At 55.9% G+C, this 17,435-nt stretch carries 1 protein-coding gene; it reads left to right on the top strand.

Going from position 1 to position 17,435, the window contains the following annotated elements:
• The first annotated feature begins 368 nt into the window (after positions 1-368).
• The gene (locus NDK19_RS06965) at positions 369-17,384 is read left to right on the top strand and encodes a PKD domain-containing protein (RefSeq protein ID WP_250631141.1); all 17,016 of its coding nucleotides are present in this window, start codon (positions 369-371) and stop codon (positions 17,382-17,384) included.
• The last annotated feature ends 51 nt before the right edge of the window (positions 17,385-17,435 follow it).

Below are 17,435 nucleotides of genomic sequence, written 5' to 3'. Positions count from 1 at the left end.
TGTCTGTTATTTAGGCAGTTTATAAATGGTATTTATCAAAGATGGGGTAGTATATCTTCTGCGCAAGAGTAAAACATGTCCTAACAATGTACAAGCGAAAAGATGGTTTTTATTGCTTGAACATTACTTTTAACTGTTTTTAAGCCTTTATCGGGTTTTTTGCTTATTTTGTCCGATAACCTGCCTGACTCGTCGGATTTTACGCTGGTTTCATCGAATACTTTTGGAATGGATTAGTTGGCTTGGGCGTGTTTCATTAGTTTTGTTATCAGAATTGAAGCGTGTAAACTTATTTTTCTTACGTGCATCAATATATGTTGGGATAAAATAATTTTCAGCGCCATTACCTTTGGATTAAGCGAGTTTTTATGATACAAGTTGTTACCCGATTCTCTTTTTTGCTGACCTTTTTATTGTGGGGTGCGTGGTACCCGCTGTGGTCGCAAACGGCTGATTTTCGAGTAGGTACGGCAGGAGAGCCGCTGACAGGCGGTTGCGGCATAGCTACCTACAAGTTTTTTGACCAGAGTTCAGGACTTCCGGCTGACTTAACCACTATTCGCTACAATTGGGATTTTGGTACGGGCAGCCCTGTAATAGGGATTCCCAATGACCCGAGCATTACCGAGCCGGAGCGTGCCTACGGTGCCCCGGGGCGATATATCGTCAGGTTGCGCATTACCAATGCCGCCGGTACGGTTACTATCAGCGAACGCACGCGCGAGGTGATTGTTTATGATAGGGCTACACCCAACTTCACTGCGCCTCCCGGCATTGGGTGTACACCCTATACGGTAACATTTAGCGACATAACCGTAGCGGGAACAGTTGCAACGGGTGGTTTGGTTGGCGATATTGTCCGCTGGACGTGGAATTTTGGAGACGGAACAACCATTACAGGCACCGACCCGTCCTTTCGGACACCTACACACACTTATAACTTCCCCGGCGACTATCAGGTAACGCTGACGGTTGAAACCTTTGCCGGCGGTCGTGAAACTTGTCAGGCATCTATCATTCGTCCCAATGCAGTCCGTGTGCGCTGGTCGCCGCAGGCTGCTTTTCGTTTGCAGAACGGGCCTGCTTGTTCGCCACCGTTCATAGCGCGTTTCGAGAACCTTTCTACGGTGCGCACCAGCCCGCCGCCACCGGGGGTAATTGCCAGTTACTTATGGGAGTTTTTTGACGAAAACGGCAATCCCGCAGGTACAAGTACCGACGTAAATCCTACGTTCGTATACAACACCTTCGGTGTTTATCGCGTGCGCCTGACCGCTACCACTGCCGACGGTTGTTCTTCGGTGCGCGATGTTCCCGATGCCATTGTTATCAGAAACAATATCGCTGCTTTTGATATACCGCCTGTTTACTGTGCCAACAGTTCTCAGCAGTTTTTTGACCGTTCATCGGCAGGTGCTGTGGGCTGGGCGTGGAACTTTGGAGACGGTACTACCTCTACGGCACAAAATCCGAACAAAAGCTATGCGACACCGGGCACTTATCCCGTAACGCTAACCACTACCTTTATTGACGGTTGTACGGCGACCGTAACGCAGAATGTAACCGTGCGCCCATTACCCGATGCCAACTTTACGGTTAATCCGCCTGATAACCTTTGCAACATCGGGCCGCGCCAGTTAATTCCTGCACTGAATAATCCTGCCGACTACCTTTATGAGTGGCGCGTTACAGACCCTGCCTTTGCATTCGGCGAAGCCATTTATACAACCGCAACGCCTACGCACAACTTTACGGCGTTCCGCACTTACCCGATTCGCTTGACCATTACCGACCGTACAACAGGCTGTTCCAATACGCTGACGCGCAATTTGGTTTTGGCAGAAGCTATTCCGCGTTTGGAATTTATTGGGGCGCAGCCTACCACTACCTGTGCACCCGTTACTTTTAACTTTACGGCACGCAACAGCATTTCGGTAGAAGGTATTATCCGCTACGATTTTGATTTTGGCGATGGTTCACCCGTAGTGAGCATCGCACCTCCGTTTACGCCTACGGGTTTCCCTGATGTTTCGCATACATATACTACACCCGGTGTTTACACGCCGCGTGTAACCATTACGACCGCCAGTGGTTGTACGCGCACGGGCAATTTCAATCAGCAAATTAAAGTTGGCACGCCTCCGCCTAATACCATTACGCTGACTCCAAGCCGCAACGGCTGTGCGACAATTGGCGGCGTGGGTATTACGTTTACGCCCAATATTCCGCCGGGTATTTGTGCGGATAGCGTAGTGTATGATTTCGGGGATGGTACTGCCGCACGCGGTGTGGGTAATGTAGGCCCTGTAACGCATGAGTTCCGCACCATTGGCACCATTACGGTTAATGCCATTTTTTATTGCAACGGATGCCCCACGGTTAGCCCGATTACGGCTACGGTGAATGTGGACGGCCCCATCGCATTGTTCAATGTGGTTGGCGGAGGGGTAGCCTGCGTAAGCGGCAGCACCTTTAACTTCCTGAATACCAGCGTGGATGCGGCAGCGCCTGCAACCACTACCTACGAATGGGACTTTGGCGACGGTACGGCTGTGCAAATTATCCCGCGAGGGAATCCCGTGTCGCATACCTATGCCAACCCCGGTGTTTACACGGTTCGTCTGCGTGCCATTGGTTCTAACGGTTGTGTAAATGAAAGAACGGCAACAGTAAATATTTCTGTTTCTTCGCCATCGTTTACGGTAACGCCAAACCCCTCAGGGCCGATTTGCAGCAATACCCCTGTTCGGTTTACCAGCACCTCAACTACCAGCGGTACAATTACCAGCTATCGTTGGGATTTTGGCGACGGTACGATTACAACCATTAACGGCCCCGCGGGAGCTTCGGTAACGCATACGTATGCACCGCGCGTAGCGCCCTATCAGGCAACACTGACCATTACCGAGTCTAACGGTTGTGCCGAGTCGGTGAGTGCGCCGGTCAATATTACGATTCAGGGAGCCATTGCCAATTTTAGCAATCCTTCGGTAGTGTGCGTAGGGCAGCCCGTGAATTTTACGGATGCCTCTACGGTATTCCCTAACAGCAATGCCATTACGTCTTGGAACTGGTTCTTTCAGGATGGCATTGCCAATCCGTTCCAAAATCAGGCCGTACAGAATCCAACCTATACCTTTTTGCGCCCCGGCACATGGAACGTAACGCTGACCGTTGCCGATAATAACGGCATCGGCCCTTGTACGGCAACCGTTACCCGTCAGGTTACTGTGTTGCCGCGTCCTACGCCCGGCTTTAATGTGTCTGCTACCACGTTCTGTGCGGGCAGCAATATGCAGATTACCAGCAATGCAATTGATGTCCCCGGCGGTTCAGGCTTGACTTATACATGGAATTTTGGTACGGCTCCGGCAAACTATACCGCCGATTTGAGCAATCCCGCCAACCCTGTCATTCGCTACAATAATGCGGGCAGCTATACCATTACACAAACCGTTACGGCAGGCAATACCTGTTCGGTAACATTCAGCCGCGTGATTAATGTGATTGCGCCTGATGCTACTATTTCTGCACAGGCAGCCACAGGGCCTCCGGTGTTTGCGCCTACGCAGTTAGTGGTGAGTTGTCCGCCGGCAGCAGTGCGTTTCCGTGCCACGCCATTCCCTGATGCAGACATTGAGGAATATTTCTGGGAATTTGGCGACGGCAACCGTTCCTTCGACCAAAACCCTGAAAATACCTACATCAATCCGGGCGTATATACCGTTCGCTTGACGATGCGCAGCCGTGCAGGTTGTACCGTTGTCCGCGAACTGACCAATTTTATTCGGGTGGATGGCCCCAGCGGGCAATTCATTTTTACACCAACCGATATCTGTGCAGGCGACCCTGTTACTTTCACGGCTACTAACTTGCAGAATGTAGCATTTTATCAGTGGGACTTTGGCGATGGTACACCTGCTACTGCCCCTGTTGCATTCAACGCGGCAGCATATGCGGCGGCAGGTAATCAGTTGCAAATTTCGCATACCTATTTGCGCCCCGGTACATTCCAGCCGGCATTGATTTTACAGGACAGCAACTCGCCTGCGTGTCGTATTTTCATTCGTCCTGATGGCGGTGTTCGCGTTCGCGTAAGCGGCAAACCTACCGCCGCTTTCAGTTGGCCTAATAATAGCGGCAATATCTGCGAAAACAGCAGCTTTGTTGTTACCGATGAAAGTACGCCAGACCCTGATACGCCGCCGACACTTTCTCCGCAAATTACGCGCTGGCAGTGGGATGTATTTGACGTGAATCCTGTGGGCAATCCGGCTGCCGTGCCTGTGCGTACACAAGTAATCACTTCCGCACCCGGTAATTATACCTTTGCCAACAATCTTCCGGCGGGTAACTATTGGATTCGCCTGCGTGTGCGTACCGCTTTTGGTTGCGAAGACGAAGAGGTTAAGACGATTCAATTAGTTGCACCGGTTATCTATGCCGATTTTGAAAACGATGCTTATATATGCGTAGGTAGCCCTGCTAACTTCAACGCAGGTAATTCTAACGACCCCGCCACGCGCTGCTTCACACCCGGCGGAACGCCCGTAGTTCCGCAACCCGCTCCCGGTGCTTGTAATGCGCCTAACGTGTTGCGTCCGCCTTTCTCATGGAGTTTCAGCGGCGGAACGCCTTTGGCTTTATTGTATGAGTGGGAGTTTTCCGTAGGAGCCACCATTCTGGGAACGGCTACGGGGCAGCGTCCTACGTTCACTTTCCCTGTCAATGCATCTAACCCGAGCCAGCCGTATGACGTAACCGTTCGCTTGACGGTGCGCGATGCCTTGCTGTGTGCTTCGGGTGTAACCAAAACGGCCATTATTACCGTAAACCCGCTGCCACGCGCGGCCTTGAACCCATCAGATGTTACCATTTGCCATAACGGAGGGGTAAACAGTGCTTCATTTACCGCACAGGCAGACCCTGCCATTCCGGGTACGGTACAATACCGCTGGCAAGTGGATTCAGGTGCAGGCTTTGGCGACTTAACGGACGGTGGCGTGTATAGCGGTGTCGGAACGGCAACGCTGAACTTGACCAACGTCCCCGAGTTTATGAACGGCTGGCGTTTCAGAGTGCGCATTCAGAACACGAACAATATTCAGTGCGAGGCTTTCAGCGCGCCTGCTACCCTGACCGTGATTCCTACGCCGACAACGGCAACAGTGGTTTCTCCGATTGATATTTGTAATGCCACAACCGTTACCCTGACGGGCAATGCCCCCGCGGCAGGGCGCGGCACAGGGCGCTGGGTGCAGTTGAGCGGCCCTACGACCATCAACTTTGGGGCGCAAATCAGCAACCCGACGGCAACCATTCCCGTCAGCAACGGGGTTTACACCTTCCGTTGGGAAATTAGCACCACTGCCAACGGCGTAAACTGCGTATCGCAGTCGCCTGTGCTGACCGTAAACAGCGGACGCTCTGCCAATGCAGGACCCGACCAAGCTGTTTGTGAGTTCATCAGCGGCACTACTACCCGCGTAGAGGTAACGCTGGCAGGCAACAACCCTGCCTTAGGCGGTGGCGGAACAGGCACATGGACGGTTGTCAATCGCCCTTCGGGTTCGCCTGTGCCTACCTTCATACCCAATGCAAATGCGCATAATGCAGTCATTACTGACTTGCGCCCGGGCAACTATACCCTGCGCTGGAGCATTGCGGGTGCACCGGGCTGCGGCAATACGCAAGACGACATGGTCATCACCGTACATCCGCTGCCGATAGTTGCTAACCCCACCGATTTAACGGCTTGTGCCAACAGCACCGTAAATCTGGCTGCCTTGGTAGACCCAAGCCTGAGCATTCAGTGGGAAATTGCAACCCCGTCCGACCCGACAAATTTCAACCCTGTGTTGAACGGAACATTCTTCGGCGCAACCTTCAGCGGGGCTACAACCAATACGCTGACAATTGCCAATGTTCCGGCTGCTTTGAACGGCTCTTTGTTCCGTATCAGAGGAACGAATACTACTACGGGTTGCTTTAACTATTCAGCAGCCGCAACCCTGACCGTAGCCGATGAGCAAAACAACGAAGTTACCGATGCCAGCATTTGCGCCAATGAAACTTCGGTGAATATCATTGTGCGCAATGCAAAAGCCAATCATACCTACCGACTTTTCCGCGGCGGCACTACCTACGGCACACAAACACCTGCCGCAAATGGCGATATTACCTTTACGCTGTCGGGTGCAAACATGCCGACCGCGACAACTTCATACAGCGTAGAAGTTACTGCACCCGTAACAGGGGCGGGCAGTTGCGTAGTTGTATTGCCCGACCAAGCGGTTATCACTGTTACGCCTGTTAATCAGGCAGTTGCCGATGCGGATTTTGATGCCTGTAATGTTACAACCGTTACCCTGACGGGCAATATCCCGATTATCACGGGTGCGGGTGCATGGTCGCAAGTGAGCGGACCGCCCGTGCCGCCTGCCAATCGCACCATTAGCGGACCTGATAATAACGTACTGACGCTTACCAACTTACAGGCAGGGCGTTACACTTTCCGCTGGCGCATTACCAACAGCACTTGCCCCGATTCGGAAGACTTGGTGAACTTCACTATTACCAACTCTGCCAATGCAGGCGCAGACCAACAATTCTGTTTGCCGACAACAAGTACAACCTTAGCGGGCAACTTGCCTTATACGGGAACAGCGGTTTGGTCGTTCGTATCAGGTCCAAGCGGCGTTACGCCCGTGCTGACCCCCGTACCGCTTACCCCTGCCGAAATTGCCGCGGGTGTATCAAGTCCGTACAGCGCAACGGTTACGGGCATGACTGCGGCGGGTGTGTATCGCTTCCGCTATGCCATCAGCGGCGGGGCTTGTCCGCCAAGCGAAGACTTTGTGGACGTATTCATTGCTGCACCTGCCAATATCATCACGGCTGACACAAGGCTTTGCAACGTGAACAGCTTTGTAATGACTGCCGAAGTACCTGTTGTGGGTGCAGGCAACTGGTCGCTGGTATTCACCGATGGTCCCGTACCGACGCTGGCAACATCGGGAACAGGCGGCACTACGCTCACCGCCAACGGTTTGGGCAGAGGTCTTTATGTGTTCCGCTGGACAGTAACAGGTTCGCCATGCGGCACGGGCGGCAATACCTTTGATGAAATTCAGATTTTCAACGATGCACCTGCCAATGCGGGCGCGGATATAGCTCTTTGCGGCACGGTGAACCCGACTTCGGTACAACTCAACGCCGTGCCTGCCGTAAGCGGCACAATCGGTACGTGGACACAGGTGGGCGGACCTGCCTTGCCTGCGGGCAGCTTTGTTAATCCGAATGCGGCAAACACCTTTGTTAACAACCTCATCCCCGGCAACGTGTACGATTTCCGCTGGACAATCAGCGGCGGCTCTGCCTGTCCGCAGACAGAGGACGATGTGCGCGTAACCGTTTCGCAGCCGCCTTCGCCTGCCGTAGCAGGTACGAACAAAGTGCTTTGCACTACTAACACCGCCGTAATGGATGCCACGCCGCCCGTATTCGGCACGGGCTTGTGGACGCTGGTAAGCGCACCGGCAGGGGCTACGCCCGTGATTGTGAATCCTTCTTCGCCCACTACGGCAGTCAATAACCTGAACGTCATCGGCACGTACACTTTCCGCTGGACGGTAAGCAATGCGGGTTGCCCCGATAACAGTGCCGACGTAAATATCGTCGTGCAATTGCCTGTGGCTGCCAATGCGGGCGCTGATGCCAACATCTGCGCGGCTACCTATACTATGGCTGCCAATGCCGTTCCCGCAGGGGCTACGGGGCAATGGATATTTGTATCCGGACCCGTTACGCCCGTTATCACTACGCCAAGTTCACCCACTACGGGCATTACGGGCATGAACGCAGCGGGCGAATATGTGTTCCGCTGGCGTTTGAGCAACGGTGCTTGTGTTTCCGAAAGCACCGTAACCATTCGCCGCGCCATTGTGGATGCGGGACCCGACATAAACATTTGCGGAACGGGCAACACCGTTACCCTGAACGCTCAACCGCCTGTGGTAGGAACGGGCAGATGGTCGTTTGTTTCAGGTCCGAACGCGGTAACATTCTCTAACGATTTGGACAGAAACGCCACCGTCAGCGGCTTGACGCAATCGGGCACTTATACCATCCGCTGGACGGTAACAGGTACGCCTTGTGCGACCGTATTTGACGATTTGGTGATTCGCGTGGCAGCACCTGCCAATGCGGGGGCAGATATCAGCGTTTGCGGTACGACTAACCCCGTAACGCTGGGCGCTACGCCTGTGGTAGGTCCCGGTACGGGCACATGGACGGTTGTTTCAGGTCCGAATACGCCGACTTTTTCAAGCGCGACGGCTGCCAATGCGCAATTCGGTACGGGTGGCACTTTGCAGGTAGGCACATATGTGTTGCGCTGGCGCGTAACGGGTTCTGCCTGCCCCGACAGCGAAGACTTCGTAACCGTAACCGTTTCGCCTTCCACAATTTCGGCGGGGGCAAACCAAACGCTCTGTTTGACTTCCGCAGGAACGACTACTACCGCTAACCTGTCGGGTACTGCACCCGTAACGGGAACGGGCACATGGTCGCAAGTAGGCGGTCCGACTTTGCCTGCGGGCAGCATCGCCAACCCGAACAGCCCGAATACAAGCGTGAGCAATTTGGGCGCGGGCATTTACGTATTCCAATGGGCAGTAACGGGCGCAACCTGCCCCGGCAGCGCGCCTACCGTAACCGTTACGGTAGCTGAACCGCCGCGCATCATTACGCCGCCTGTTTCGCCGATTTGTGCAACGGGAACAACTGCCACCGTAACCGTAAGCGGCAACGTGCCTGTCATAGGAACGGGTACATGGTCGCGGGTATCGGGTCCGGGGGCTGCACCGACCATTTCCGTTTCATCAAGCGGCGGGGTAAGTACAGCAACATTCAGCGGCTTGGAAGTAGGTACGCACGTATTGCAATGGGCATTCAGCGGAACAGCGCCTTGTACCTTCACGCCTGCACAAGTTACGGTTGTTGTACAGCCGCAACCGACGCTTGCAACCGTTTCGCCTGCTACGCAAAGCGTATGCGCCGACCCTGCATCGGGCTTTGGCAGCGCAACGCTGACAGGCAGTGTACCTGCGGCAGGCAATACGGGCGCATGGTCGCACAGCGGACCGGGCACACCGACACTTTCGCCAAGCGGCACGGGCGGCAGCACGCTCAACGTGAGCAATCTTGCCGTCGGTACGCATACTTTCACATGGACTATCACCAACAGCTGCGGCACTTCTACGGCATCGGCAACCGTAACGGTCAATCCGACCAATGCGCCGGCATCCATCACCGCGCCGCCTGCTACTACCATTTGCGGCTCACCGACGGGCACAATTAACCTGACGGCTAATGCCCCCGTTGCGGGAACGACAGGTACATGGACGCGCGTTTCGGGTCCGGGTGCGGCACCTGCTTTCGCACCGAACGCCAACAGTGCAAGTGTGAGCATCAGCGGCTTGGCAGTTGGTACGCACCGCTTCCAATGGGCATTGACAAATCCCGCTTGCCCTGCCAACAACAGCACGGCAACCATTGATATTACCGTTATTGCCGCTGACCCCGTGGCAGCGATTGTTACCGCACCTACTTCCGATGTCTGCACCACAGGCACAACGGGGCTGGGCAGCGTGAACCTGACGGGCAATTTGCCTGCATCGGGAACGGGCACATGGTCGCGGGTTTCGGGACCGGGCACGGCAACGCTGGCAACCAGCGGCGCGGCAGGCGAAAACGCTACTTTCTCTAACCTGCAACCGGGCTTGCATACGTTCCAATGGACAATCAGCAATGCCGTTTGCGGTACGACTACATCGGCACAAGTTACGGTGCGCATCGTAGAGCGCGACCCCGTAGCAGCCATTGACCCTGCACCTGCCAACGTCTGCGCCGACCCTGCCACTAATCGCGGGGCGGTAACGCTCAACGGCAATGTTCCGATAAGCGGCACGGGCACTTGGACGCGCCAAAGCGGTCCGGGCACGTTCACGCTGGTAACGGCAGGCACGGGTGGCAGACAAGCCACTTTCAGCGACTTGCAGGTAGGCACGCACGTGTTCCGTTGGACTATCAACAACGCAGCTTGCGGCAGCACCTTTGCCGAAGTGAGCGTTACGGTACAACAACCTACCCCTGTGGCAACCATCACGGGCAACCTGAACGTTTGCGCCGACGACCCGACGGGTACGCTGGGTTCTACTATATTGGCGGGTAATAACAGCTACGTAGGAACGGGCACATGGACGCGCATAGGCGGCACGGGCGATGCCACCGCCTTGGCAATTACTATCGGCGGCACAAACAATAACGTAGCAACCATTACGGGCATGGGCGTGGGTACGCACGTGTTCCAATGGGAAATGACCAACGGCGTATGTCCGCCCACATCGGCACAAGTAACCGTAACGGTGAATCGCAACAATCCGCAGGCAGACATTGCGGGCGCGAACCCGACCATTTGCACCGACCCCGTAACCAACTTGGCGCAAATCACCCTGACGGCTAATGAACCCGTTGTAGGTACAGGCACATGGACACGCACGGGCGGCACTGCCGACGGTACGGGTGTTGCCATCGCGGCTTCTACCACAGGCACGGGCAATGCCATTGCCAACATTACGGGTATGCAACCGGGTACGCACATTTTCCGCTATACGCTCAACAGCGGTTGCGGCACTACCTTTGACGAAATCACCGTAACGGTGAATCCGTCTAACCCTGCGGCTGCCATTGCCACTGCACCGGGTACGGTTTGTACCGACCCCGCAACGGGCAGAGCTACGCTCACATTGGTAGGCAATGAACCGCGCACGGGAACGGGCACATGGACGCGCGTAGGCGGCGCAGGCGACCCGACAGGTCATGCCATCAATACATCAGGCACTTTCGGCAGAGTAGCCACCATCACGGGTTTGCTGCCGGGCGAACATATTTTCCAATGGCAATTGGCGAACAGTTGCGGCACAAGTTCCGCCACCTTTACGGTGAATGTGGAACAGTCTAACCCTGCGGCTGCCATTATTTCAACGGTCAATACCGTATGTACCGACCCTGCCACGCAGCGGGCAAACATAACCCTGCAAGGCAATACACCAATTACGGCGGGTTCGGGTACGTGGTCATACACGGGCGGAACGGGCAGTACGGCGGACATGGTCATCAGCACGCCTAACAACCCGACCGCCAACATTACGGGCTTGCAAGTCGGTACGTACCAATTTACATGGACGCTTGCCAACAGTTGCGGCACAAGCAGTGCTTCGGTAACCGTAACGGTGAATCCGTCTAACCCTGTGGCAAATGCGGGCGCAGATGCTACCCGCTGCGATGCCCCGGGCGGTGCTTCCATCACCCTGAACGGCAATGCGCCTATTTCGGGAACCGGTACATGGACGCGCACGGGCGGAACAGGCTCACCAACGGGCGTAATCATCACCCCAACGGGGGCAACTTCTGCCGACGTAACGGGCATGGGCGTTGGTACGCATGAGTTCACATGGACACTGACCAACGGTTGCGGCACAAGTTCCGACGTAATGGTTGTAACCGTATTGCCGACCAATCCGCCTGCCAATGCAGGACCGAATCAGGCAGTTTGTACCGATTTGGCAACGGGCAGAGCTTCGGCAACACTGACGGGCAACGCCCCGACAGTCGGCACGGGTACGTGGGCGCGTGTAGGCGGCACGGGCAACCCTGCGGGCATCATCTTGAACCAATCGGGTAATGTGCTGAACGTGAGCAATATGCTGCCCGGTACGCATATTTTTGAGTGGACACTGACAAGCCCAAGTTGCGGCAGCACAAGCAGCCTTGTTACGGTGTTTGTCAATGAGTCCAACCCGAATGCAGCCATTACCACAACGCCGCCTTCGCCCGACATTTGCGCCGACCCGATTTCCAACTTGGGCAGCGTTACACTGACAGGCAACACCCCGAACAGCGGCAGCGGCACATGGACACGAATAGGCGGTACGGGCAGCACCTCATCCATGAGCCTTAGCGTAACGGGAACAACGCTGAACGCTACGGGCTTAGGCGTGGGTACGCATACTTTTGAGTGGCGATTTACAAGCCCTTGCGGCAGTTCGGCAGCCACTTACACCGTGAATATCATCCGTCAGAATCCGCCTGCAACGGCAACGGCAGCCGCTACGCAAGTATGCGCCGATGCGGCAACCTTGCAAGGAACGGTGAACCTGATAGGCAATGCGCCGCTTTCAGGCATCGGCACGTGGACACGCACCGCAGGCGCGGGAACGTTCACCATCACCAACCCGAACAGCCCCAACACCGACGTAACAGGCTTGGCAGTGGGTACGCACACCTTCCAGTGGACACTGACCAACGGCTCATGCGCTTCTACAAGTGCTACCGTAACGGTAACGGTTGTTCGCCCGAACCCTGTGGCTACTGCCAATGCCGTGCAGGCTTCCGTTTGCGCTGACCCCGCTACGGACTTAGGCACGGTGAGCTTGGTAGGAAACGCCCCTGTATCGGGAACGGGTACGTGGGAACGCACGGGCGGTACGGGTGCTTTTGGCGGCATGACCATTTTAGACCCCAACAGCCCGACCACTGACGTAACGGGCTTGGGCGTAGGTACTCATACGTTCCGCTGGGTATTGGCAAACGGCGTTTGCGGCACAACGCAGGCAAGCGTAACCGTTACGGTTGTTCGTCCGAACGGTGCGGTAACGGCTTCTGCCGTGGCAAGCGTAGTATGTGCGGACATTGCCACCAACACAGGCAGCGTATCGCTGCAAGGCAGCCCCGTAGTGAGCGGTAGCGGCTCATGGTCGCGCATTGCGGGCACGGGCAGCTTCAACATAGCCAACGTCAACGACCCGAACACTGCGGTCAGCGGTCTTTCCGTAGGCGACCATACTTTCCGTTGGACAGTCAATAACGGTGCTTGCGGCAGCGGCTTTGCCGATGTAACGGTAACAGTTGTTCGTCCGAACCCTGCGGCGACGGCTTCATCGCCAACGCCTGTCATTTGTGCAACGGGCGGCAGTGCTACGGCTTCGTTGGTGGGTAACGCCCCTGTGTCGGGCACGGGCTTGTGGACAAGGGTATCGGGTCCGGGCATGGTGAGCATCGCCGATGCGGCATCGCCTTCTACGACCGTCAGCGGACTGATGGCGGGCACGCACATATTCCGCTGGACACTGACCAACGGCGTATGCGGCAGCACACAGGCAGATGTTACCATTTCGGTAACGGAAACCAACCCGCCCGTAACGGCGGCGGCAGTAGCTGCAACGGTATGTGCGGATGCTGTTTCGGAAGTCGGAACGGTAACGCTGCAAGGCAGCAATGTTATCAGCGGTACGGGTACATGGACGCGGGTAAGCGGCAGCGGCACATTCAGCATTGCCAACCCGAACAACCCGACCACCGACGTAAACGGCTTGGCACCGGGCAACCATACTTTCCGTTGGACGGTTAATAACGGTGCTTGCGGCAGCAGTTTTGCCGACGTAACGGTAACGGTAGTTCGTCCGAACCCTGCGGCAACGGCGGCGGCAGTAGCCACAGTAGTATGCGCCAACCCTGCCACGGGCCTGGGTACGGTGAGCCTGCAAGGCAACGCCCCTGTATCGGGCACGGGCACGTGGACACGCACAGGCGGCACGGGCAGCGCGGCAGCCATGAGCATCGCTTCCCCGAACAGCCCGAACACCGACGTAAGCGGTTTGGGTGCAGGCACGCACATTTTCCGCTGGACGCTGGATAACGGCGTATGCGGCACAACAAGTGCGGATATTACCGTAACCATTACCGCACCGAATCCGCCTGCTGCCATTACGGCAACGCAAACAACCGTTTGCGCCGATGTGGCAACCAACTTGGGCACTGTAACCCTGAACGGAACAGTTCCCGTATCGGGTACGGGCACATGGACGCGCACGGGCGGCACAGGCAGCGCGGCAGCCATGAACATTACCTTGGGCGGCACGGGCAACAGCCAAGCAACCGTTTCGGGTTTGGGCGTAGGTACGCACATTTTCCAATGGACATTAGACAACGGCATTTGCGGCACAAGTGCTGCCACCATCACCATTACCGTAGCCAGCCCGATTGTGGACATCGGACCTGACCAAACGATTTGTACCAATCCTTCGGGAACGGCTGATTTCACGCTGACAGGTCCCGTTCCTGTATTAGGGACTACCTCATGGCAGCGCGTAGGTGGCACGGGCAGCGGTTCGGTTATCATCAGCACTTCGGGCGTATCGGGCAGCGTAGCCACCGTAACGGGCATGGGACCGGGTACGCACATCATCCGCTACACCATCACGGGCAGCCCTTGCGGAACAATTCAGGATGAAGTAATCCTGACCGTAGTGCCAAGCACTATTTCAGCGGGTTCAGACCAAACCCTTTGCCTGCCGACAGGTGCAAACACCACCGATGTTATCCTGACAGGCACCGTACCGATTGTAGGAACGGGCAACTGGCTGCGCGTAGGCGGTACGGGTTCAGGCAGCCCCGTGCTGAACGTTTCAGGTCCGGGCAATAGTCAGGTTTCTATTACGGGCATGGGTGCGGGTACACATATTTTTGAATACAGCATTACGGGCAGCCCTTGCGCCCCTGCGGCAGCCCGCGTAACCATTACAGTGGCAAATTCTGCCTCACCTGCGGGCGCGGGTGCAGACCAAAACCTCTGCAACACCACAACGGGAACGTTGAGCGCCATCCCTGCCGTAGGCGGAACGGGTCGCTGGACGCAGGTTTCAGGACCGAACACGGCATCTATCGCCAATCCTTTGCAGGCAAATACGCCGATTACGGGACTTGTACCGGGTACTTATGTGTTCCGCTGGTCTATCACGGGCGGTTCTTGTCCCGATTCGTTTGACGATGTAACCGTAAACGTGGCAGAACCTGCCAATGCGGGACCCGATAAGGCACTTTGTCAGGCAACAAGCGTAACAATGGCGGCTAACAGCCCCGTCAACGGGCGCGGTTTGTGGCAGCAAATCAGCGGACCTAATGCGGCGCGCATTGAAGAGCCGACTAATCCGCGAACTGTCATTGCGGGCTTGCGTCCGGGTACATATACTTTCCGCTGGACAATCACGGGCAACGGCTGTCCTGAAAGTTCGGATGATGTAGTCGTTACTGTTAGTTCGCCTGCGGTGGCAGGTCCTGCGCAGACTGTTTGCGTAGGCAGCGATGTACGCCTTGCCGCCGAACCTGTGGCAGTAGGCACGGGTCGCTGGACGCAAGTGGAAGGTCCTGCCGTTACGATTAATAACCCCACTTCGCCTAATGCCACATTGAGCAACCTTGCACCGGGCAACTACCGCTTCCGCTGGACAATCACGGGCGGCGATTGCAACCCGGGCAGCAGCGATGAGGTCGCAATTACCGTGGTAGGCATCACGGCGGCAGAGCGTCAGGCAAACGTAAGCGATGCAGAATACAGCACCTGCCCCAATGAAATTCCAAGCAACGTAACTATTACCGTATCGCCGACCCGTGCGGGCGTTCGCTACGAACTGCGCAACGGCTCAACCGTGTTGGCAAGTGCTATGGGCAACGACGGCGCGGTGCGCTTTACCATCCCTGCACCTGCACAAAGCCGCGAACTGACCGTAGTAGCCATTGCTTCTGCCAACGGCATAACTTGCCCAGAGGTAGAACTGACCGACCGTGCAGTAATTACGGCGCGTCCTTGTCCGCCGCCGCCTGTAACCGACCGCCCTGTAATTGGCGTAGCCAAACAGGCACTGCCTGCCGTGCGTCAAGTAAACGGTGCATTCCACATCCCGATTGTGATTACGGTGCGCAACTACGGCAACGTACCGCTGACCAATATTGTGGTATCGGACGATATGACCAACGTATTCCCTGCACCTGCACGTTACAGCATTGTGCGTCAGCCGACTGCAACGGGTTCGTTGGTAGCCAATCCACAATTTGACGGAACGGCTGCACAGCCGAATTTGGTAACGGGCGGCAGATTAGAGCCGGGCGAATCGCAAACGGTAACTTTTGTGGTAAGCCTGATTCCGAACCGCGCCACAGGACCGTTCTTCAATACCGCTATTGCGGAAGGTTCGCACAACGCCACCCGCGTGCGCGATATTTCGGTGGACGGACAAAACCCTGACCCGAACTTTGACGGCGACCCGCGTGAAACAAGCCCGACCATTATCCAAGTGCCACAGCCTGTCAATCGTGCACCGATTGCCGTAGATGACCTGTTCACCGTGCAGGGTTGCAGCGAAAACAACGGCGGCAATATCTTAGCCAACGACCGCGACCCCGATGAAGACGAACTGACCGTAACGGTTGTAACCAATGCAACAACCCGCCGCGGCGGACGCATCAGTATTGCAGCCGACGGTACGATTAGCTACACACCTGCTTTCGGATTTACGGGAACGGATGAGTTCACCTACGAAGTTTGCGACCGCGTAACCCCGCCGCTCTGCTCACGTGCGACGATTACTTTCAACGTAACGGCTTGTCCGAATCGTCTGCCGCGTGCACCGGATATTACCCTGACCACCGACAACTGCACCAACATTGACCAAGTGCTGGAAATTCCGTTGGTAGATGCAGACGGCGACCCTGTGCGCGTAACCGTTATCTCTGATTTGGTAACGCCGCTGCGCGGCATCTTGAACCTCTCTGCTACGGGCAGACTGACGTACCGCCCGGCATTGAATGCAGAAGGACAGGAACGCATTACGTATCAAGTATGCGACAACCGCAACCCTGCGCTGTGTGCTACGGGAACAATTTTCATTAACGTGTTCCTCTGCACCAACCAGCCGCCTGTGGCAACGCCGCGCCGCGAAAATACCGACAACTGTACCGAAATCAGGGGCAGCGTGTTGCAAAACGTAACCGACCCGAACGGCGACCGCGTATCGGTACGTGCCGTAACGGGGGCACGTTCTAAAAACGGTGGTGTATTCTCTATCAACCCCGACGGTAGCTTTATCTATACGCCGCCGCAAGGATTCACCGGACAGGATGAGTTTACCTACACCGTTTGCGACAACGGCAACCCGTTGAGCAAGTGTACGGAAGGTAAAGTAACGGTAGATGTGTTGCAATGTCGTCAGGTGTTCATCCCGCGCGGTTTCTCACCCAACGGCGACGGCGTGAACGATAAGTTTGAGATTCTGGGGGCTGACCGCTACGACATCCACTTGCGCGTGTACAACCGCTGGGGCAACCTTGTGTTTGAAGACGAACATTACAAAAACACATGGGACGGCACGGCGCAAGGCATAGGCATTGTCATCGGCGAAAAAGTACCCGACGGCACGTACTACTTCATCGTAGACCTGCGCGACGGCAGCAAACCGATAGTGGACTTCTTAACCATTCAGCGATAATTCAAACATGCCTTTCGGCAAACCTGACGGGTTTTCAAAGCCCGTCAGGTT

The sequence above is a fragment of the Rhodoflexus caldus genome, from assembly GCF_021206925.1.
GTDB lineage: Bacteria > Bacteroidota > Bacteroidia > Cytophagales > Thermoflexibacteraceae > Rhodoflexus > Rhodoflexus caldus.
The sequence above is the reverse complement of the archived record's forward strand: the minus strand, read 5'-3'. Positions and strand labels throughout refer to the sequence as shown.